The 20,690-nt window shown below is 61.9% G+C and carries 18 protein-coding genes, 2 tRNA genes and 3 rRNA genes (1 of these 23 cut by a window edge); 4 read left to right on the forward strand and 19 right to left on the reverse strand.

Going from position 1 to position 20,690, the window contains the following annotated elements:
• Positions 1 to 94: 94 nt before the first annotated feature.
• A complete protein-coding gene (locus KH389_RS22830) occupies positions 95 to 1,117 on the forward strand; it encodes an outer membrane protein assembly factor BamD (protein WP_043860317.1) in 1,023 nt (340 codons plus the stop codon).
• 98 nt (positions 1,118 to 1,215) lie between these two features.
• The gene (locus tag KH389_RS22835; protein WP_043860316.1) at positions 1,216 to 1,452 is read left to right on the forward strand and encodes a PP0621 family protein; all 237 of its coding nucleotides are present in this window, start codon (positions 1,216 to 1,218) and stop codon (positions 1,450 to 1,452) included.
• 41 nt (positions 1,453 to 1,493) lie between these two features.
• Here the strand turns inward: KH389_RS22835 and thiO are convergent, their stop codons facing one another.
• Genes thiO through KH389_RS22860 form a run of 5 tightly spaced genes read right to left on the reverse strand, consistent with a single transcriptional unit; the run spans position 1,494 to position 4,600 of the window.
• Positions 1,494 to 2,591 (reverse strand): glycine oxidase ThiO, encoded by a 1,098-nt coding sequence (thiO, locus tag KH389_RS22840; RefSeq protein ID WP_213606309.1) that lies wholly within the window; start codon positions 2,589 to 2,591, stop codon positions 1,494 to 1,496.
• A gap of 29 nt (positions 2,592 to 2,620) precedes the next feature.
• A complete protein-coding gene (locus KH389_RS22845) occupies positions 2,621 to 3,031 on the reverse strand; it encodes a type IV pilin protein (protein WP_054914914.1) in 411 nt (136 codons plus the stop codon).
• Positions 3,032 to 3,042: 11 nt separating this feature from the next.
• Positions 3,043 to 3,555 carry a pilus assembly PilX family protein gene (locus KH389_RS22850; protein WP_213606311.1) on the reverse strand — a complete coding sequence of 171 codons (513 nt, stop codon included), beginning with the start codon at positions 3,553 to 3,555 and terminating at the stop codon, positions 3,043 to 3,045.
• The gene (locus KH389_RS22855; RefSeq protein ID WP_104572947.1) at positions 3,552 to 4,256 is read right to left on the reverse strand and encodes a PilW family protein; all 705 of its coding nucleotides are present in this window, start codon (positions 4,254 to 4,256) and stop codon (positions 3,552 to 3,554) included. The genes KH389_RS22850 and KH389_RS22855 overlap by 4 nt, the downstream gene beginning before the upstream one ends.
• Positions 4,253 to 4,600, reverse strand: coding sequence for a type IV pilus modification PilV family protein (locus tag KH389_RS22860; protein WP_088515584.1), 348 nt, complete (start codon positions 4,598 to 4,600; stop codon positions 4,253 to 4,255). The genes KH389_RS22855 and KH389_RS22860 overlap by 4 nt, the downstream gene beginning before the upstream one ends.
• 137 nt (positions 4,601 to 4,737) lie before the next feature.
• Here KH389_RS22860 and KH389_RS22865 point away from each other — a divergent pair, with 137 nt between their 5' ends.
• Positions 4,738 to 5,214, forward strand: a complete 477-nt coding sequence (locus tag KH389_RS22865) for a GspH/FimT family pseudopilin (RefSeq protein WP_229589858.1) — start codon at positions 4,738 to 4,740, stop codon at positions 5,212 to 5,214.
• On the opposite strand, the gene ispH is transcribed toward KH389_RS22865, so the two are convergent.
• The 6 genes from ispH to murJ form a co-directional block, all read right to left on the reverse strand.
• The gene (ispH, locus tag KH389_RS22870) at positions 5,203 to 6,150 is read right to left on the reverse strand and encodes a 4-hydroxy-3-methylbut-2-enyl diphosphate reductase (RefSeq protein WP_043860310.1); all 948 of its coding nucleotides are present in this window, start codon (positions 6,148 to 6,150) and stop codon (positions 5,203 to 5,205) included. The two genes, KH389_RS22865 and ispH, sit on opposite strands and share 12 nt — an antisense overlap.
• Positions 6,151 to 6,164: 14 nt before the next feature.
• A complete protein-coding gene (fkpB, locus tag KH389_RS22875; RefSeq protein WP_054914918.1) occupies positions 6,165 to 6,602 on the reverse strand; it encodes an FKBP-type peptidyl-prolyl cis-trans isomerase in 438 nt (145 codons plus the stop codon).
• Complete coding sequence (lspA, locus tag KH389_RS22880) at positions 6,595 to 7,110, reverse strand: signal peptidase II (protein ID WP_043860308.1); 516 nt, start codon at positions 7,108 to 7,110, stop codon at positions 6,595 to 6,597. The genes fkpB and lspA overlap by 8 nt, the downstream gene beginning before the upstream one ends.
• On the reverse strand, positions 7,103 to 9,934 hold the full coding sequence (gene ileS / locus KH389_RS22885; RefSeq protein WP_213606313.1) for an isoleucine--tRNA ligase: 2,832 nt from the start codon (positions 9,932 to 9,934) through the stop codon (positions 7,103 to 7,105). The genes lspA and ileS overlap by 8 nt, the downstream gene beginning before the upstream one ends.
• Positions 9,931 to 10,881 carry a bifunctional riboflavin kinase/FAD synthetase gene (gene ribF, locus KH389_RS22890; protein WP_054914919.1) on the reverse strand — a complete coding sequence of 317 codons (951 nt, stop codon included), beginning with the start codon at positions 10,879 to 10,881 and terminating at the stop codon, positions 9,931 to 9,933. The genes ileS and ribF overlap by 4 nt, the downstream gene beginning before the upstream one ends.
• A gap of 118 nt (positions 10,882 to 10,999) precedes the next feature.
• The gene (gene murJ, locus KH389_RS22895; RefSeq protein ID WP_043860305.1) at positions 11,000 to 12,538 is read right to left on the reverse strand and encodes a murein biosynthesis integral membrane protein MurJ; all 1,539 of its coding nucleotides are present in this window, start codon (positions 12,536 to 12,538) and stop codon (positions 11,000 to 11,002) included.
• Between the two features lie 251 nt (positions 12,539 to 12,789).
• On the opposite strand from murJ, the gene rpsT reads away from it, so the two are divergent.
• Positions 12,790 to 13,068 (forward strand): 30S ribosomal protein S20, encoded by a 279-nt coding sequence (gene rpsT, locus KH389_RS22900; RefSeq protein ID WP_043860304.1) that lies wholly within the window; start codon positions 12,790 to 12,792, stop codon positions 13,066 to 13,068.
• Positions 13,069 to 13,211: 143 nt separating this feature from the next.
• Here rpsT and KH389_RS22905 read toward each other — a convergent pair whose 3' ends face one another.
• The 8 genes from KH389_RS22905 to KH389_RS22940 form a co-directional block, all read right to left on the reverse strand.
• Positions 13,212 to 15,512 carry a PqiB family protein gene (locus tag KH389_RS22905; RefSeq protein ID WP_213606315.1) on the reverse strand — a complete coding sequence of 767 codons (2,301 nt, stop codon included), beginning with the start codon at positions 15,510 to 15,512 and terminating at the stop codon, positions 13,212 to 13,214.
• The gene (locus KH389_RS22910; RefSeq protein ID WP_213606316.1) at positions 15,505 to 16,128 is read right to left on the reverse strand and encodes a paraquat-inducible protein A; all 624 of its coding nucleotides are present in this window, start codon (positions 16,126 to 16,128) and stop codon (positions 15,505 to 15,507) included. Before KH389_RS22910 ends, KH389_RS22905 begins: the two co-directional genes overlap by 8 nt.
• Positions 16,115 to 16,774 carry a paraquat-inducible protein A gene (locus tag KH389_RS22915; protein WP_213606318.1) on the reverse strand — a complete coding sequence of 220 codons (660 nt, stop codon included), beginning with the start codon at positions 16,772 to 16,774 and terminating at the stop codon, positions 16,115 to 16,117. The genes KH389_RS22910 and KH389_RS22915 overlap by 14 nt, the downstream gene beginning before the upstream one ends.
• Positions 16,775 to 16,925: 151 nt before the next feature.
• A 5S ribosomal RNA gene (gene rrf / locus KH389_RS22920) occupies positions 16,926 to 17,041 on the reverse strand.
• Positions 17,042 to 17,179: 138 nt separating this feature from the next.
• A 23S ribosomal RNA gene (locus KH389_RS22925) occupies positions 17,180 to 20,070 on the reverse strand.
• 224 nt (positions 20,071 to 20,294) lie between these two features.
• Positions 20,295 to 20,370 (reverse strand) — tRNA-Ala (locus tag KH389_RS22930).
• A 7-nt stretch (positions 20,371 to 20,377) separates the two neighbouring features.
• Positions 20,378 to 20,454: transfer RNA gene (locus KH389_RS22935), tRNA-Ile, on the reverse strand.
• 84 nt (positions 20,455 to 20,538) lie between these two features.
• A 16S ribosomal RNA gene (locus KH389_RS22940) occupies positions 20,539 to 20,690 on the reverse strand (it continues 1,385 nt past the right edge of the window).
• The 16S, 23S and 5S rRNA genes sit together here with 2 tRNA genes alongside, the layout of an rRNA operon.

The following is a 20,690-nucleotide window of genomic DNA, read 5'->3' on the forward strand; positions in this document are numbered from 1 at the left end:
ACGGCGTCTTTTGCCCCGAGGGTTCCAACGGGGTGCTCATCATAACAGGACGGCCTCGCCCAAGACAGCAGCCGTCATAGGGACGCAAGCCGCCATGCAAGTGAAACACCTGCTGCTGATCGCCATCCTCGGACTCACCGCTGCTTGTTCTTCGAAGGAAGTCGTCGACGAAAACCTCAGCGAAACCGAGCTGTACCAGCAGGCGCAGGCCGACCTGGACAACCACAGCTATACCAGCGCCACCTCCAAGCTCAAGGCCCTGGAGTCGCGGTACCCGTTCGGCCGCTATGCCGACCAGGCGCAGCTGGAGCTGATCTACGCGAACTACAAGAACGCCGAGCCCGAGGCTGCCAAGTCGGCGGCCGAGCGCTTTATCCGCCTGCATCCGCAGCATCCGAACGTCGACTACGCCTATTACCTCAAGGGCCTGACCTCGTTCGACCAGGACCGCGGCCTGCTGGCGCGCTTCCTGCCGCTGGACATGACCAAGCGTGACCCGGGCGCAGCGCGTGACTCGTACAACGAGTTCGCCCAGCTCACCAGCCGCTTCCCCAACAGCCGCTACGCACCGGACGCCAAGCAGCGCATGATCTACCTGCGCAACCTGCTGGCCTCCTACGAGATCCACGTGGCCGACTACTACCTGACCCGTCAGGCGTATGTTGCCGCTGCCAACCGTGGCCGCTACGTGGTGGAAAACTTCCAGGAAACCCCATCGGTCGGTGACGGCCTGGCGGTGATGACCGAAGCCTACATGCGTCTGCACCTGGACGAACTGGCAGCCACCAGCCTGGAAACCCTGAAACTCAACTACCCCGATCACCCGAGCCTGAAAGACGGCCAGTTCGTGCCGCAGCAGGACGAGGCGGACAACCGCTCGTGGCTGTCCAAGGCCACCCTGGGCCTGATCTCCAGCGCGCCGCCGCTGCCGCCAGGCCAGACCCGCGCCAACCAGGACGTGCAGAAGCAGTACCAGGACGCCAAAGACGCGATCCCGCAGGAACTGCTGCCCAAGGACGAAAATGGCGACGTGATCGAAGAAGAAAACCACGAAGCCGAAGGCAACAACGAAGACCGTTCGTGGTTCAGCTACATGACCTTTGGCGTATTCGACTGACACGCCATGCGGTGAATGAAAAAGGGAGGCCTGATGGCCTCCCTTTTTTGTTGCCAGGCCCTAAACTGGGGGCTCTTCATTCGACAAAGCTGGACACCATGGTTCGCCTAATTCTCTGGATTGCCCTGATTGCTGCTGCGTTCTGGTTGTGGCGCAAGTTCAAGGCCGGCACTGCTGCCGATACTCGCCCTACCCTCGATGACCCGCTGAAGATGGTGCGCTGTGCCCATTGCGGCGTGCACCTGCCCACCGACCGTGCCTTGCACCGGGGCCAGCTGTGGTATTGCAGCCCGGCGCATCTGGAGCAGGGGCCCAACGATACCCGCCAGGGCTGAGGGCCCCTTCGCCGGCCAGGCCGGCTTCCACATGCCTGCTGTTACAGCAGGCGCGGCCCCGGCGCGTACGGCGCCGGGTCGATGATCGGCGCACGCCCCAGCAGCAGGTCGGCGAACAACCGGCAGGACGCCGGCGCCAGCACCAGCCCGTTGCGGTAATGCCCGCAGTTCAACCACAAGCCTTCATGCCCGGGCACCTGGCCGATGTACGGCACACCTTCCGGTGAGCCTGGCCGCAACCCCGCCCAATGCCCGACCGGCGTGGCCTCGGCCAGCGCCGGCAGCAATTCGATGGCCGAGGCCTTCAGGCTCGCCAGCGCCGCTTCGGTGGGCGTCTTGTCATAGCCTGCATGCTCCAGTGTGCTGCCGACCAGAATGTGCCCGTCACGCCGTGGGATCGCGTAGCGCCCCTTGGCCAGCACCATGCTCGGCAGGAAATCCTCCGCACACTTGAACAGGATCATCTGCCCTTTCACCGGCTCCACCGGCAGTTCCAGGCCCAGCGGGCGCAGCAGGTCGCCACTCCAGGCCCCCGCCGTAAGCACCACCTGATCGGCGCGGATCGGGCCATCGACGGTTTCAACGCCGCAAATACGCTCGCCCTCGCGGCTGAACCCGGTGATTTCACAATGCTCGCGAAGGGTCACGTTCGGCAGGGCCTGCAACGCCGCCTTGAGCGACTTGACCAGACGCGGGTTGCGCACGTTCGCCACACCCGCCATGTAGATGGCCCGCTCGAAGCCCGGCCCCAGCACGGGCACCGCCGCATAGGCGCGGGCCACATCCACTGCACTCAACGGGCGCCCCTCGCGGGCCGCCCAGGCCAGCGCCTCGGCTTCATCGTCCAGGTCCAGCCAGTACAGGCCGGTGGTATGCACCTCGGGGTCTACACCGGTGCTGGCGAACAGACGCTCGCCCAGCTGCGGATAGAAGTCCTGCGACCAATGCGCCAGCGCAGTAACCGCCGGGCTGTAGCGCCACGGGTACAACGGCGACACGATCCCGCCCCCGGCCCAGGAAGACTCCTGCCCGAGCGCGCCCTTGTCGCACACCACCACCTGCTCGACATCGGCCGCCAGGTTGAACGCAGTCAGCAGGCCGATCACCCCACCGCCGACAATCACTACTTGCTTGGTCATCTATTGGTCCAGTACCCGTATGAAAGACGTCAGTTACCCCAGCAGCCCCCGTCCGCCTCGTTGCTGGCACCGGGGTTGCCGCGCACACCCTGGTGATCGAGCTCGAAGTCGCCACAGGCGTCGCCGGCCATCAGCCCGCCAGCGTGACGCCGGGCCAGCAGGCTGAAACCCTCGGCCTCGCGGCTGGCGTGCAGGCTGTAATGGCCTGTGCCGGGGGGCAACGGGGTGATCACGGCGTCGGTATCGGCATACTGGCCCGTGCGGGCGCGGTGGCGCTCCAGGTGCTGCGCACTGTCGAACAGCAGCCCCACGACCTCGCTGCGTGCGGCTCTTTTCACCGTGTCGCGGTAGCTGGGGTAGGCAATGCCCGCCAGAATGCCGACCACGGCGACGACAATCAACAGTTCGATCAGGCTCAGGCCCTGATGAGTTCGCGGCATGTTGTGCGCCCCTAGTGGATCTGCCGCCACAAGATACGTTGCGCCGGCCACGCAGCCGACACCGATGGCTGCGCCAGCACGCTCTCCAGCACCACCCGCGCCTGCTGCTGACGCCCCACGGCAGTCACCCGAAGCAGCTGCACCTCAAGGCCGTCGGGCAGCCGCGCGGGGCGCGAGCTGCGGCCCAGGTTCTGTACCAGGAAGAAGCCAGGCCCTTGCGCCTGCCAGCCCAGCCCGGAGCTTGGCCCCGCCCCGCCCTGCACACCGGCGGCGCGTACCCTGGGTGCCTCCGGCGGCGGCAGGCAGTACACGCACGGGCCCGGTGGCTCAAGCCCCGCCAGCACACGGGCCTCGGCGAGCCGCAACGTGGTTTCCGCCGCTTCGAACGCCTGCAATGCCATCACCAGGTTGCCGGCCATGCGTGCCTGCAAGGCGGCACTGTGCAGCACCGAAACACCCAGCAGGCCGCACAGCAGCATCAGCACCAGGCACACCAGCAGCGCCATGCCCCGTTGCAGCTTCATGGCAGGCGGTTACGCACGGCGGCGACCATCTGATAGGTTTGCGCGCGCACCCGTTCAGCAGGGTCGTTCAGGGTCAGGCGCAGGCGGATGCTGCGAATGCGCGAAGGGTCGGGCACCGCAGTCATCCAGGCCAGCTCACCGCCCTCGCCCGCCACGCCCAGGTCAACCTGCAGCCGGCTGACATGTTCGATCAGCACCGCGTGGCTGCCACCACTGGTGAGCAGCAGTTGCCCGTCCACCAGGCGGTACACCTGCTGACGAACGGGCAAGGCGAACTGGTGTGGCCCGGGCAAGCGCTCGCCTGCCTGCACCTGGGCGGTGCTCAGGCAGTCGGTGAGCAGCGTCCAGTTGGGCGGGCCACCGGCCTCCCCACCCTGCACGCCAACCAGGCTCAGGCTGCGCAGGGTGCCGTCAGGCTCGAGGCTGACACTGATCGGCAGGGCAAATGTCGCGGCAATGGCAGGGTCGGCAAAGCTGATCGCCTCGCGCCGCAGGCAGCCGAATGCACCGGCCATGCGGATGTCACGGGCCATGCGCTGCAGCGCAAAGCGCGCATCCTCCTGCAACTGCGCAAGTGCGCCCTGCGCCTGCCAACCCTGCAGCGCACCGATGAACAGGCGACTGCCGGCCAGCACCAGCAGCACGCCCAGGCTCAACGCGAGCAGCGCCTCGACCAGGCCGAAACCGGTGTCGCGCCTCATGGCCCCACCTGCCCCTGCACAGCAAGGCCACCGCCCTGCCAGTGCAGGTCGAGTGCGAGCCCATTGCCCGCCTGGCGCACCTGTGCCTGCGCGGACGCGCCGGCCACCTTCACCAGCTCGCGTTGCAAGGCGCTGGCCTCCCCCGCCCTCAGCCCGCCCGCAGCGCGCGCGCCTTCGAGCAGGGCCTGGGCCAGGTACAGCGCCTGGGTGGTACGCAGCGCGCCGTCGGTGCCGTGCAACGCCCGCCCTTGCAGCGCAGCCGCCGCCATTACCCCCAGTGACAGCACCAGCAGCGCCACCATCACTTCGATCAGGGTCATGCCCTGCTGCAGCCTCCTGGCCATGTTCGCCTCCTGCGAAATTTCCCCATGTGATTGCCTACCCGGCCGACTGGACGCCCAACCGAGCGGCACTGAATCTACAGAGAAGCACTTCCAGGGAGGGATGCACGATGGGGCAACAGGGCGTAACACTGATACAAATGATGTATGCGCTGGGGCTGATCGCGGCGCTGACGCAGTTAGGGCTGCCGGCCTACAGCGCCATGAGCGTGAGCCTACAGCGCGAGGCCAGCGCGCAGAACCTTGCCCAGGCCTTGCGCAGCGCCCGCAGCGAAGCCCTGCTGCGCAATCAGCGAGTCAGCCTGACGGCCCTGGAGGGCGACTGGAGCAAGGGATGGCGAATGAGCGCCGACGATGAAGGCTTGCTGCACGAGTACCGTGCCAGCGGGAAGGTTCGTGTGGTGGGCAATCAGCCGCTGGCGCGGCAGGTGCATTTCAGCGGGCTGGGGGTACCGCTGCAGGCGGGCGGTGCGTTCCAGGCCGGGACCCTGCACGTGTGCGAAAGTCCCGGAACCCGGAGCCTGCATCAGGTGGTGCTGTCACGCACCGGGCGGGTCAGCCTGCGCCACCTCGCCACCGATCAGCCGCTGTGCGCGGCCGCCGGGTCAGATCAGTGAACGCACCCTCAGCTCCTTGGGCATCGAGAACGTTACATTCTCTTCGCGACCATCGAGCTCGTCGGCACCTGTGGCGCCCCACTCCTGCAACTGCGCGATCACGCCACGCACCAGCACTTCGGGGGCGGAGGCGCCGGCGGTGATGCCGATACGCTCGACACCGTCGAACCAGCTGCGCTGCATGTCTTCTGCACCGTCGATCAGGTAGGCCGGGGTGGCCATGCGCTCGGCCAGCTCACGCAGGCGGTTGGAGTTGGAGCTGTTCGGGCTGCCCACCACCAGTACCACGTCGCACTCGTCAGCCAGTTGCTTGACCGCATCCTGGCGGTTCTGGGTGGCGTAGCAGATGTCGTCCTTGCGCGGCCCGCCAATGCTGGGGAAGCGCGTGCGCAGCGCATCGATGACGCGGCTGGTGTCGTCCATCGACAGGGTGGTCTGGGTCACGAAGGCCAGGCGTTCGGGGTCACGAACCTGCAGGTTGGCGACATCCTCTTCGTCTTCGACCAGGTAGATCGAACCGCCATTGCTGGCGTCGTATTGGCCCATGGTACCTTCGACCTCGGGGTGCCCTTCGTGGCCGATCAGGATGCATTCCTTGCCATCGCGACTGTACTTGGCCACCTCGATGTGCACCTTGGTCACCAGCGGGCAGGTCGCGTCGAAGACCTTGAGGCCGCGCCCCGCCGCTTCCTGGCGCACGGCCTGGGAAACGCCGTGGGCACTGAAGATGACGATGACGTCATTGGGCACCTGGTCGAGCTCTTCGACGAAGATCGCCCCGCGCGCGCGCAGGTCTTCGACCACGAACTTGTTGTGCACCACTTCGTGACGCACATAGATCGGCGGGCCGAACACCTCGAGGGCGCGATTGACGATTTCGATCGCCCGGTCCACGCCGGCGCAGAAGCCGCGTGGGTTGGCGAGTTTGATCTGCATGGCTGACTCCTGGCTCAAAGGGCCTTGACTGCGAGGATTTCCACCTCGAAGTTCAGGGTCTTGCCGGCCAGCGGGTGGTTGAAGTCGATGGTCACTTGCGCGTCATCGAACGCCTTCACCACGCCGGGCAACTCGGCGTTGGCCGCGTCGTTGAAAATCACCAGCAGGCCCTCGGACAACTCCATGTCCTGGAACTGCGAGCGGGGAATGATCTGCACGTTCTGCGGGTTCGGCTGACCGAAGGCATTCTCCGGTGCCACGCTGACGGTGCGCTTGTCGCCGGCCTTGAAGCCGAAGATCGCGGCTTCGAAGCCCGGCAGCAGGTTGCCGTCGCCGACCTTGAACACCGCCGGAGCTTTCTCGAAGGTGCTGTCGACAGTATCACCGTTTTCCAGGTGCAGCGCGAAGTGCAGGGTGACTTCGGTGTTCTGGCCGATACGGGTATCAGTCATGGACGGGTTCTCCGGACTTTTTGCTCTTGAACATATCCAGCGCCAGCATCACGGCGCCCACGCTGATGGCGCTGTCGGCCAGGTTGAAGGCCGGGAAGTACCAGCGGTTCTGCCAATGCACGAGGATGAAGTCGACCACGTGGCCGAGCACGATGCGGTCGTACAGGTTGCCCAGCGCACCGCCCAGCACCAGGGCCAACGCAACGGCCAGCCAGGTATCGTCGCGGCCCAGGCGCTTGAGCCACACCACCAGCACCGCACTAACCACCAGGGCGATCAGGGCGAACAGCCAGCGCTGCCAGCCGGAGCTGTCGGCCAGGAAGCTGAAGGCCGCACCGGTGTTGTAGGCCAAGGTCCAGCTGAAGTAGTCGGGGATGACCACGATCTGCTGGTACAGGCTCAGCGCACCTTCGAAGTAGTGCTTGCTGGCCTGGTCCAGGACCAGTACCAGCAGGCTCAGCCACAGCCAGGCGAGGCGCCCGAAGCGCCCCACGTTGGGGTTAGGCATAGTGACGCACCTCACCTTTGCCGCTGATGTTGTCGACACAACGACCGCAGATTTCCGGATGCTCCGGGTTCACGCCCACGTCGGCGCGGAAGTGCCAGCAACGGCCGCACTTGGCGTGACCCGACTTGACCACCTTGAGCTTGAGGCCGGCCACTTCGGTAACCACGGCATCGGCCGGGGCTTCGACGAACGGCGCCACGCTGGCTGCCGAGGTGATCAGCACGAACCGCAGTTCGTTGCCCAGCTTGTTCAGGTCGGTGCTCAGGGCCTCGTCGGCGAACAGGGTGACTTCGGCTTGCAGGTTGCCGCCGATGGCCTTGGCCGCACGCTGGTTCTCCAGCTCCTTGTTGACCGCAGCCTTGACGGCCATCACGCGGTCCCAGTAGGCGCGGTCCAGCTCGATGCCTTCCGGCAGCTCGGTCAGGCCCTGGTACCAGGTGTTGAGCATGACCGACTCGTTGCGCTCGCCCGGCAGGTACTGCCACAGCTCGTCGGCGGTGAACGCCAGGATCGGTGCGATCCAGCGCACCAGCGCTTCGCTGATGTGGTACAGCGCGGTCTGGCACGAGCGGCGCGCGACACTGTTGGCGCCGGTGGTGTACTGGCGGTCCTTGATGATGTCGAGGTAGAAGCCGCCCAGCTCCTGCACGCAGAAGTTGTGGATCTTGGAGTAGACGTTCCAGAAACGGTACTCGCCGTAGTGCTCTTCCAGCTCGCGCTGCAGCAGCAGGGTACGGTCGACCGCCCAGCGGTCCAGCGCCAGCATGTCGTCGGCCGGCAGCAGGTCGCGGGCCGGGTCGAAGCCGGACAGGTTGGAGAGCAGGAAGCGCGCGGTGTTGCGGATGCGCCGGTAGGCGTCCGCACTGCGCTGCAGGATCTGATCGGAAACCGCCATCTCGCCGGAGTAGTCGGTGGCCGATACCCACAGGCGCATGATGTCGGCACCCAGGGTGTCGTTGACCTTCTGCGGCTCGATGGTGTTGCCCAGCGACTTGGACATCTTGCGGCCGTTCTCGTCCACGGTGAAGCCGTGGGTCAGCAGCTCGCGGTACGGCGCATGGCCGTCGATGGCGCAGCCGGTGAGCAGCGAGGAGTGGAACCAGCCGCGGTGCTGGTCGGAACCTTCCAGGTACAGGTCGGCGCGCGGGCCGCTTTCGTGGCCGATGTTGTGCGAGCCACGCAGCACGTGCCAGTGGGTGGTACCGGAGTCGAACCACACGTCCAGGGTGTCGGCGATCTTGTCGTACTGGCCGGCTTCGTCACCGAGCAGTTCGGCGGCGTCCATCTTGAACCAGGCTTCGATGCCCTCGAGCTCGACGCGCTGGGCCACCTGCTCCATCAGTTCGACGGTGCGCGGGTGCAGTTCACCGGTCTGCTTGTGCAGGAAGAACGGGATCGGCACACCCCAGTTGCGCTGACGCGAGATGCACCAGTCCGGGCGGTTGGCGATCATCGAATGCAGGCGCGCCTGGCCCCAGGCCGGCACGAACTTGGTTTCTTCGATGGCGTTGAGGGCGCGCTTGCGCAGGGTTTCGCCGCTGTCAGGCTGCTTGTCCATGCCCACGAACCACTGCGCGGTGGCGCGGTAGATCAGCGGAGTCTTGTGGCGCCAGCAGTGCATGTAGCTGTGGCTGATGGTGTCGGTGAACATCAGCGCGCCGACTTCGGCGAGCTTGTCGACGATGTGCGGGTTGGCCTTCCAGATGAACTGGCCACCGAAGAATTCCAGCGAGTCGACGTACACGCCGTTGCTCTGCACCGGGGTGAGGATGTCGTCGTTGACCATGCCGTAGCGCTTGCAGGTCACGAAGTCGTCTTCACCGTAGGCCGGGGCCGAGTGGACCACGCCGGTGCCGGCGCCCAGCTCGACGTACTCGGCCAGGTAGACCGGCGACAGGCGATCGTACAGAGGGTGACGGAAGTTGATCAGCTCCAGTGCAGAGCCCGGCGCGGTGGCGATCACCGAACCTTCCAGCGAGTAGCGCTTGAGGCAGGCTTCGACCAGCTCTTCGGCCAGCACCAGCAGCTTGTCGCCGACGTCCACCAGGGCATAGCTGAACTCGGGGTGCACGTTTAGCGCCTGGTTGGCGGGGATGGTCCACGGGGTGGTGGTCCAGATCACGATGGCAGCGGGCTTGGCCAGCGACGACAGGCCGAAGGCCTGGGCCAGCAGCGCTTCGTCGGCCACGTTGAAGGCCACGTCGATGGTCTGGGACTTCTTGTCGGCGTATTCGACCTCGGCTTCGGCCAGGGCCGAACCGCAATCGAAGCACCAGTTCACGGGCTTGAGGCCCTTGAACACGAAACCGTGCTTGACCATTTCGGCCAGGGCGCGGATTTCGCCGGCTTCGTTGGCGAAGTCCATGGTCTTGTAGGGGTTGTCCCAGTCACCCAGCACGCCCAGGCGGATGAATTCCTTCTTCTGCCCTTCGATCTGCTCGGCCGCGTAGGCACGGCACAGCTCGCGGGTCTTGTCCGCGGTGAGGTGCTTGCCGTGGGTCACTTCGACCTTGTGCTCGATCGGCAGGCCATGGCAGTCCCAACCCGGCACGTACGGCGCATCGTAGCCGGCCAGGGTCTTGGACCGCGAGATCATGTCCTTGAGAATCTTGTTGAGCGCGTGACCGATGTGGATCTTGCCGTTGGCGTAGGGCGGGCCGTCGTGCAGCACGAACTTCGGACGATCCTTGCCAATTTCGCGCAGCTTCTGGTACAGGCCAATGCTGTCCCAGCGCTGCAGGATCTGCGGTTCGCGCTGTGGCAGGCCGGCCTTCATCGGGAAGGCGGTGTCCGGAAGGTTTAGCGTGGCTTTATAGTCGGTCATTTCAGGCTCTTCGTTAGCGGTTGACCGTGCCAATGGGCACGTGCGGCGGCGATATCCGCATCGATCGCCGACTTCAGCGCCTCCAGGGAGGCGAATCGCTGCTCATCGCGCAGCTTGTGGTGGAATTCCACCGTGAGACGCCGGCCATACAGATCGCCGGCAAAATCCAGGAGATGCACTTCCAGGTGGGCGCGGCCATCACCTGCAACGCTGGGGCGCACGCCGATGTTGGCGACACCCGGCCACGCCTGGCCATCGAGTTCGACGCTGACCAGGTACACCCCGGTGAGCGGTACGCGATGACGCTTGAGTTGTATGTTGGCCGTGGGCCAACCCAGCTGGCGCGCCAGCTTCTGCCCATGCAGCACCCGGCCGCGGATGCGGAACGGGCGGCCCAGCAGACGCTCGGCCACGGCAAAGTCGGCACGCGCCAGTGCTTCGCGCACCTGCGTGCTGCTGACCCGCAGGCCCTCGAGCTCCACGGTTTGCGCCGCTTCCACGGTGAAGCCGTGGCGCAGGCCGGCCTGCTGCAGGAACGTGAAGTCACCCACCCGGTCGCAGCCGAACCGGAAGTCGTCACCGACCTCCAGGTGCTGCACGCCCAGGCCGTCGACCAGGATGGTGTCGACGAATTCGGCGGCGCTGAGCTTGCACAGGCGCTGGTTGAACGCCAGGCACAGCACCCGGTCGATGCCTTCGGCGGCCAACAGGGCGACCTTGTCGTGCAGGCGGGCCAGGCGCGCAGGCGCGGTGTCCGGTGCAAAGTACTCACGCGGCTGTGGCTCGAAAATCACCACGCAGCTGGGTACGCCCAGCGCTACCGCGCGCTCACGCAAACGCGCCAGGATAGCCTGGTGACCGCGGTGAACACCGTCGAAGTTGCCGATAGTGGCAACACAGCCCCGATGCTCGGGGCGAAGGTTGTGAAGGCCTCGAACCAGCTGCATAACGCGCTTCTTGCTCATAAAGTGGTCGATTATAACCACACCCGGGCGCCGACGACAGGCAGCAGCGCGATGCCAGGGCGTCTAAAACACAAAACCGACGCCTGACCCGCGCCGGCCATCAGTGCAGCGCCTTGCGGGCGAAGTCCCGTGGACGAAAACCAAACAGGTAAAGGCAACCGAAATAGGTCACCACGCCTGCGCCAATCAGCACGCCCAGGCGCAGGAACCGCTCGAGCATGTGCCCCTGCTCCCAGGCAGGCATGTACCACATGCCGGCCACCAGCACACCGGCCATCAGCAGTACGGCCACCAGCAACTTGAGCAGGTAGGCGGTCCAGCCCGGCTGCGGCTCGAACAGGTTCTGCTGGCGCAGCTTCCAGTACAGCAGGCCGGCATTGAGGCAGGCGCCGACACTGATCGCCAGGGCCAGCCCGGCATGCTGCAGGTAGCCGATGAACACCAGGTTGAGCAGTTGCGTGGCCACCAAGGTGAAGATGGCGATCTTTACCGGTGTACGGATGTTCTGCTGGGCATAGAAGCCAGGGGCGAGCACCTTGACCAGGATGATGCCGAGCAGGCCGACCGAGTAGGCGATCAGCGCGCGCTGGGTCATGGCGGCATCGAAGGCGGTGAACTTGCCGTACTGGAACAGGGCCACCGTCAGCGGCTCGGACAGGATTGCCAGGGCAAAGGTGCAAGGCAACACCAGCAAGAAGCACAGGCGCAGGCCCCAGTCGAGGATGCGCGAATACTCGTGGCGATCCTTGCTGGCGTAGGTCTTGGCCAGGGTCGGCAGCAGGATGGTGCCCAGCGCCACGCCCAGCACCCCGGAGGGCAGCTCCATCAGGCGGTCGGCGTAGTACATCCACGACACCGAGCCGGCCACCAGAAACGAGGCGAAGATGGTGTTGATGATCAGCGAGATCTGGCTTACCGACACCCCGAGGATGGCTGGCAGCATCTGCTTGAGCACGCGCCATACCCCGGTATCGCGCAGGTTCAGGCGGGGCAGCACGAGCATGCCGATCTTTTTGAGGTGCGGCAGCTGGTACAGCAGCTGCAACAGCCCGCCGGCCAGTACCGCCCAGCCCAGGGCCATCACCGGCGGATCGAAGTACGGGGTGAGGAACAGCGCGAAGAAGATCATCGCGACGTTGAGCAGGGTCGGCACGAAGGCCGGTACCGAGAAACGGTTCCAGGTGTTGAGGATGGCGCCCGCCAGGGACGACAGCGAGATCAGCAATATATAAGGAAAGGTCACGCGCAGCAGGTCGGTGGTCAGCTCGAACTTCTCGGCGCTGTCGACGAAGCCCGGCGCGGTGACCCACACCACCCAGGGTGCGGCCAGGATCCCCAGCGCCGTGACCACCGCCAGCACCAGGGTCAGCAGGCCGGCGACATAGGCCACGAAGGTGCGGGTCGCCTCCTCGCCCTGCTGGCTTTTGTATTCGGCCAGGATCGGCACGAACGCCTGAGAAAACGCCCCCTCGGCAAAGATTCGCCGCAGCAGGTTGGGCAGCTTGAAGGCAATGAAAAAGGCGTCGGTGGCAACACCGGCGCCGAAGATGCGCGCCAGGATGGTATCGCGGACAAAGCCCAGCACGCGCGACACCATGGTGATGGAACTGACTGCAGCCAGGGACTTGAGGAGATTCATCGAAAGATTTTCATGCCATATGGATGAAGGAGAGGCCTAAACGGCATCCAAGTATGCGATACTCCGCCGCGCAAAGCAGACAGAGCAAAACTCCCGAGTTTACAGGTCATGCGCCAGAAGGGAATCATCCCCTCCAGCGAATCGACCGCTCAGCGGAACCTAACAAGCGCCCTTGACAACCGATCAACTCATCGGCATGATTCGCGGCCTATTTTGTTTGCTATTTACCAAGTCTTTCGAGGAGCTCGACGGTGGCCAACTCACCTTCCGCCAAAAAACGTGCAAAACAGGCTGAGAAGCGTCGCAGCCACAACGCCAGCCTGCGTTCCATGGTTCGCACCTACATCAAGAATGTAGTCAAGGCCATCGACGCAAAAGACGCCGAAAAAGCGCAAGCTGCTTACATCCTGGCTGTTCCAGTTATCGACCGCATGGCCGATAAAGGCATCATCCACAAGAACAAGGCTGCTCGCCATAAAGGCCGTCTGAATGGCCACATCAAGGCACTGAAGATTGCTGCAGCTGCCTAAGCGACGCTTGTTAAAAAACCGACCCTAGGGTCGGTTTTTTATTCCCTGCGATTTGATGATGGCGGGAAGACAGGGCCGCTCCCTTCGCCGACCAGGCTGACTCCTGCAGGAGACGGCCTGGTCGGCGAAGGGCTATGCCTTGCCTACTTGCCGAGCGGGATCTTCGGCGCCCATTGCAGCCATTCGTCCTCGGCCTTGTCGAACAGGGCAAAGGTCTGCTGCGGCAACGCTGCGTTGCCCATCTTGTCGCCGTCTGGCGTGGCGAAGGCAATGCCACCCTCGATCAGGGTCTCCAGCGACTCGGTACGCACCGTAGCGCCCTTGAACAGGCCGATATCGAAGCCGAAGCCACTGCTGTTCCAGAAACGGCTGCCACCGCGCACAAGCGAGGCGTAGCGTGGCTCGATCAGGATATGGATCAACACGCGATCCGCTGTCTGCCCCAGTTCGTACCCCGTGACCTTGCCCACCGGCACTTCACGGTAGGTGACCGGCACACCGACCTTGATCGACCCGCGTCGAGCAGCGCTGAGCACCACCGGCAGGCCAGCCTCGCGAGCGGTCAGGTCCGGTGGCTCGGGCAAGGCCACGAAGTTGCGCTGCGGGCCCTGATTCTTCGCCGCCGGTTGCACTTCAAGGTACTGACCGGTGACCAGCGTCTCCAGGTTGGCCGTCTTGACGATACCCAGCGCCGGCTTGACTACCCAGAACTGCGTGCCCACACGCGCAATACGCTCGGGCACCTCGGTGATCTGCGCCTTGATCGTCACCGACTGCAGGTCCTCCGCCAGGTCCACCGCTTCGACCTTGCCGACATCCAGCCCCTTGAAGCGTATGGGGGTGCCGACCTTGAGGCCGTCCGCACGGTCCACCTTGATGGTGATGCTGGTGCCCTTGCGATCCGCCGCTTCCTGGTTGGCCAGCAGGCGGAAGGTGGGGATACGACGCTTGAGCGGTACATTCTGTTTCGGCGTATCGAAGGCGATGCCACCGGCCATCAGGCTCTGCAGCGACTCGCTCTTGATCTGGATGCCCGACAGGCCGCCAGTCAGGGTAATGCCGCTGGCGTTCCAGAAACGCGTCGAACCATTGACCAGGTTGGCGTACTCGGGCTCGATGTGCACGCCAATCAGCAGGCGTTGCTGCTTCCTGGAGAACTGGTAGCTTTGCACGCTACCCACCTTTACCTGCCGATACAGGATCGGGCTGCCAACCTCGAGCGAGCCCAGGTTGTCGCTGAACAGCACAAGGTGCAGGCCGGGCGCCTTCAGATCGAGGGGCGGGGCCTTGGCCCGGGCTTCGAATTCACGCTGAGGCGAGGCGCCCTTGTCGCCGGGACGGATAGCAATGTAGTTGCCCTTTACCAACGCCTCCAGGCCGGTGATACCCGCCAGGGAGATCGACGGCTTGACCACCCAGAACTGGGTGCCTTCGACCAGGTAGTCCTCGGCCAGCGGGTCCAGGGTCAGCTCGGCCATGGCGCTGGAGAGGTCGGCATCGACCTTCAGGGCTTTCAGCGAACCTACCTGTATACCTTTGTACATGACCGGCGTACGGCCCGCCTGCAGGCCCTCGAAGTCGCTCAGCTTGACCTTGACCCGGATACCCGCCTGGGCGGCGTCGAAGTCTTCGAAAAGACGGAACGGCAGGTTCGGGTCGGTGGGCGGGCTGTCCTTGCGGTGCTCGGGGGTAGCGAATGCGATACCGCCGGCAACGATGCTGGCCAGCGACTCGCTGCGCACCTTCACGCCCGACAGGTTGGCATCGATGCTCACGCCGCTGGCGTTCCAGAAACGCGTGTGCTTGCGCACCAGGTCGGCATAGCCCGGCTCGATGAACACCTTGATCTCGACCGTACCCTGGTCGTCGGAGAGCTTGTAGCTCTTCACCCGGCCAACCTGGATCTGCTTGTAGAACACGGGGCTGTCACGGTTGAGCGACCCCAGGCGATCGGCCTTGAGGGTCAGATGCAGGCCGGGCACGCTGTCGGACATCGGCGGTGCTTCGCTCAACGCATTGAAACGCTTGCTCGGCTCGCCATCGCCCGGGCTCACGGCAATGTAGTTGCCTGATACCAGCGTCTCCAGCCCGGTGATCCCGGCCAGGCTCACGTTTGGCTTGACCAGCCAAAAGCGAGTGTTCTTGCGCAGGTGCTCCTCGGCCACCTGGTTCATCTCGATGGTGGCGATGACACCTTTGTTGCGGCCTTTGTCGTCAAGTACCAGGCTTTTGACCTTACCCACCGACATGCCCTTGTAGACCACCTCGGTCTTGTTGGCGACGATACCCTCGCCGCTCTCGAAGCGAACCTCGATGTTCACCCCCGCTTCACGGTAGGCCTGCCAGCCGAGCCACCCACCGATCACCAATGCGATCAGGGGCAGAATCCAGATGGCCGACCAGTTCGAAGCTGGGCGGGTTTTAGCCGTAGGCAAATCACTCATGGTCGTCATCCGACTCCGTGTTATCCCAAATCAGTCGGGGATCGAAAGTTACTGCAGCAAGCATTGTCAGAATCACCACACTGGCAAAGGCGACCGCCCCCAGGTTGGCTTCGACACTGGCAATCCGGCCGAAATTCACCACCGCCACCAGGATCGCGATGACGAAGATATCCAGCATCGACCAGCGGCCGATGAATTCGATGAAGCGATACATCACGATGCGCTGGCGTGCCGACAGCGGCTGGTGGCGCTGCACCGAGTACAACAGCAGGGCGATGCCCACCAGCTTGAAGGTGGGTACCAGAATACTGGCGATGAACACCACGGCCGCGATCGGCAGCATGCCGTGCTGCATCAGGGTGATGACGCCGGACATGATGGTGTCGGGGCTGCCCTGCCCCAGGGTGCTGACCGTCATGATCGGCAGCACGTTGGCCGGTATGTACAGGATGGTCGCGGTAATCAGCAGCGCCCAGGTACGGGCCAGGCTGTTGGGCCGGCGTGCATGCACCAGCGCCCCGCAGCGTGTGCAGGTCTGGCTGCTGGCGCCCGCCTCCTGGCGGTTGAGCTCATGACACTCGGTACAGATCAGTATTCCTGCGTCAATCGCCCGCATGCACATCTTCTCCCGACAAGGCTACCCAGATCTGGTGGGGGGACATCACCACTTCCAGCCAGACCTGAATCAGCAACAAACTGACAAAACACAGCAAGCCAAGCCCTAGGCTGAGTTCGGCCATATCCACCAGCTTGACGATGGCGACCAGTACGCCCATGAGGTAGACCTCAAGCATGCCCCAGTCGCGCATGTGGTGATAAAAACGGTAAAGAAGCAGGCCGTAGCTGCGGCCCCTGTTCAAGCGGATGGTCAGCAACACCACCAGCTGACACAGCAGCTTGAGCAGTGGAATGGCCATGCTGCACAGGAACACCACCACCGCCACGCCACCCATGCCGCTGTTGTACAGGCCGATCACACCGCTCCACACCGTGTCATCGGAGTTCTGGCCCAACAGATGGAGTTGCATGATCGGCAGAAAGTTCGCCGGCACGTAGAGCAGCAAGGCCGCCAGTACCAGGGCCAGGCTGCGCTCGACCACATTGTGCCGATGGGCGTACAACTCATAGCCGCAGCGCGGGCATTGCGCTTTTTCATCCGTCTTGAGCTCGGGCTTGCGCAGCAGCAGGTCGCATTCGTGGCACGCCACCAATTGATCCAGCGGCAAGCCTGCGAGTGAATCGCGATCGTCAGGGTCGGGCATAGAAGGGTTCTGAGTAAAAACGTCAGGGCCTATTCTAGTGTCGTTGCCCCAATTGTGGGAGCACAACCGCGCAGGAGCCAGCCTTGGCGCAGAACAGGCCACAAAGACAAAACCCCTACCTGCAGATGCAGATAGGGGTTTCGGAATTTAATCTTGACGATGACCTACTCTCACATGGGGAAACCCCACACTACCATCGGCGATGCATCGTTTCACTACTGAGTTCGGGATGGGATCAGGTGGTTCCAATGCTCTATGGTCGTCAAGAAATTCTGTTGCCAGAAGGTCTTGTTCAGACACTCCAGCGAATCGGGTATGTGATGTTTGTGAGTTACAAATCTTCGGCTTACTGTGTCTTCACAACACCGCAATCTGGTCGTTCGACGCAAATTGCTTGGGTGTTATATGGTCAAGCCTCACGGGCAATTAGTATTGGTTAGCTCAACGCCTCACAGCGCTTACACACCCAACCTATCAACGTCGTAGTCTTCGACGGCCCTTCAGGGAGCTCAAGGCTCCAGTGAGATCTCATCTTGAGGCAAGTTTCCCGCTTAGATGCTTTCAGCGGTTATCTCTTCCGAACATAGCTACCCGGCAATGCCACTGGCGTGACAACCGGAACACCAGAGGTTCGTCCACTCCGGTCCTCTCGTACTAGGAGCAGCCCCTCTCAAATCTCAAACGTCCACGGCAGATAGGGACCGAACTGTCTCACGACGTTCTAAACCCAGCTCGCGTACCACTTTAAATGGCGAACAGCCATACCCTTGGGACCGGCTTCAGCCCCAGGATGTGATGAGCCGACATCGAGGTGCCAAACACCGCCGTCGATATGAACTCTTGGGCGGTATCAGCCTGTTATCCCCGGAGTACCTTTTATCCGTTGAGCGATGGCCCTTCCATACAGAACCACCGGATCACTAAGACCTACTTTCGTACCTGCTCGACGTGTCTGTCTCGCAGTCAAGCGCGCTTTTGCCTTTATACTCTACGACCGATTTCCGACCGGTCTGAGCGCACCTTCGTACTCCTCCGTTACTCTTTAGGAGGAGACCGCCCCAGTCAAACTACCCACCATACACTGTCCTCGATCCGGATAACGGACCTGAGTTAGAACCTCAAAGTTGCCAGGGTGGTATTTCAAGGATGGCTCCACGCAGACTGGCGTCCACGCTTCAAAGCCTCCCACCTATCCTACACAAGCAAATTCAAAGTCCAGTGCAAAGCTATAGTAAAGGTTCACGGGGTCTTTCCGTCTAGCCGCGGATACACTGCATCTTCACAGCGATTTCAATTTCACTGAGTCTCGGGTGGAGACAGCGCCGCCATCGTTACGCCATTCGTGCAGGTCGGAACTTACCCGACAAGGAATTTCGCTACCTTAGGACCGTTATAGTTACGGCCGCCGTTTACCGGGGCTTCGATCAAGAGCTTCGCGTTAGCTAACCCCATCAATTAACCTTCCGGCACCGGGCAGGCGTCACACCCTATACGTCCACTTTCGTGTTTGCAGAGTGCTGTGTTTTTAATAAACAGTCGCAGCGGCCTGGTATCTTCGACCGGCATGAGCTTACGGAGCAAGTCCTTCACCCTCACCGGCGCACCTTCTCCCGAAGTTACGGTGCCATTTTGCCTAGTTCCTTCACCCGAGTTCTCTCAAGCGCCTTGGTATTCTCTACCCAACCACCTGTGTCGGTTTGGGGTACGGTTCCTGGTTACCTGAAGCTTAGAAGCTTTTCTTGGAAGCATGGCATCAACCACTTCGTCGCCTAATGGCAACTCGTCATCAGCTCTCGGCCTTAAGATCCCGGATTTACCTAAGATCTCAGCCTACCACCTTAAACTTGGACAACCAACGCCAAGCTGGCCTAGCCTTCTCCGTCCCTCCATCGCAATAACCAGAAGTACAGGAATATTAACCTGTTTTCCATCGACTACGCTTTTCAGCCTCGCCTTAGGGACCGACTAACCCTGCGTCGATTAACGTTGCGCAGGAAACCTTGGTCTTTCGGCGTGGGAGTTTTTCACTCCCATTGTCGTTACTCATGTCAGCATTCGCACTTCTGATACCTCCAGCAAGCTTCTCAACTCACCTTCACAGGCTTACAGAACGCTCCTCTACCGCATCACCTAAGTGATACCCGTAGCTTCGGTGTATGGTTTGAGCCCCGTTACATCTTCCGCGCAGGCCGACTCGACTAGTGAGCTATTACGCTTTCTTTAAAGGGTGGCTGCTTCTAAGCCAACCTCCTAGCTGTCTAAGCCTTCCCACATCGTTTCCCACTTAACCATAACTTTGGGACCTTAGCTGACGGTCTGGGTTGTTTCCCTTTTCACGACGGACGTTAGCACCCGCCGTGTGTCTCCCATGCTCGGCACTTGTAGGTATTCGGAGTTTGCATCGGTTTGGTAAGTCGGGATGACCCCCTAGCCGAAACAGTGCTCTACCCCCTACAGTGATACATGAGGCGCTACCTAAATAGCTTTCGAGGAGAACCAGCTATCTCCGAGCTTGATTAGCCTTTCACTCCGATCCACAGGTCATCCGCTAACTTTTCAACGGTAGTCGGTTCGGTCCTCCAGTCAGTGTTACCTAACCTTCAACCTGCCCATGGATAGATCGCCCGGTTTCGGGTCTATACCCAGCGACTAAACGCCCTATTAAGACTCGCTTTCGCTACGCCTCCCCTATTCGGTTAAGCTCGCCACTGAATATAAGTCGCTGACCCATTATACAAAAGGTACGCAGTCACCTAACAAAGTAGGCTCCCACTGCTTGTACGCATACGGTTTCAGGATCTATTTCACTCCCCTCTCCGGGGTTCTTTTCGCCTTTCCCTCACGGTACTGGTTCACTATCGGTCAGTCAGTAGTATTTAGCCTTGGAGGATGGTCCCCCCATATTCAGACAAAGTTTCTCGTGCTCCGTCCTACTCGATTTCATGACTAAGAGATTTTCGCGTACAGGGCTATCACCCACTATGGCCGCACTTTCCAGAGCGTTCCGCTAATCTCAAAGCCACTTAAGGGCTAGTCCCCGTTCGCTCGCCACTACTAAGGGAATCTCGGTTGATTTCTTTTCCTCAGGGTACTTAGATGTTTCAGTTCCCCTGGTTCGCCTCTTGCACCTATGTATTCAGTACAAGATACCTGACTTATGCCAGGTGGGTTCCCCCATTCAGAGATCTCCGGATCAAAGTCTGTTTGCCGACTCCCCGAAGCTTATCGCAGGCTACCACGTCTTTCATCGCCTCTGACTGCCAAGGCATCCACCGTATGCGCTTCTTCACTTGACCATATAACCCCAAGCAATCTGGTTATACTGTGAAGACAACATTCGCCGAAAACTTGTAATTACTCACAAATTTTACCTTAGCCTGAACACACACCAGTGAAAGTGCTGTCCAGTCTATCTTTCTATCACATACCCAAATTTTTAAAGAACGATTCTGATAAAGTTCAGAAATCAATATTCGAAGCGAATATTCATTTCTAAGCTTTGACAAACTAGCAAGCGGGGTGGTGGAGCCAAGCGGGATCGAACCGCTGACCTCCTGCGTGCAAGGCAGGCGCTCTCCCAGCTGAGCTATGGCCCCAGCAAATTGGTGGGTCTGGGCAGATTCGAACTGCCGACCTCACCCTTATCAGGGGTGCGCTCTAACCAACTGAGCTACAGACCCAATCGAAGGTTGCTAACCTAATCGTCTTCTTCAATGAATCAAGCAATTCGTGTGGGAGCTTATGAGACAGCTGATGTCGTCGATTAAGGAGGTGATCCAGCCGCAGGTTCCCCTACGGCTACCTTGTTACGACTTCACCCCAGTCATGAATCACACCGTGGTAACCGTCCCCCCGAAGGTTAGACTAGCTACTTCTGGTGCAACCCACTCCCATGGTGTGACGGGCGGTGTGTACA

The sequence above is a fragment of the Pseudomonas qingdaonensis genome, assembly GCF_018398475.1.
GTDB classification, from domain to species: domain Bacteria; phylum Pseudomonadota; class Gammaproteobacteria; order Pseudomonadales; family Pseudomonadaceae; genus Aquipseudomonas; species Aquipseudomonas palmensis.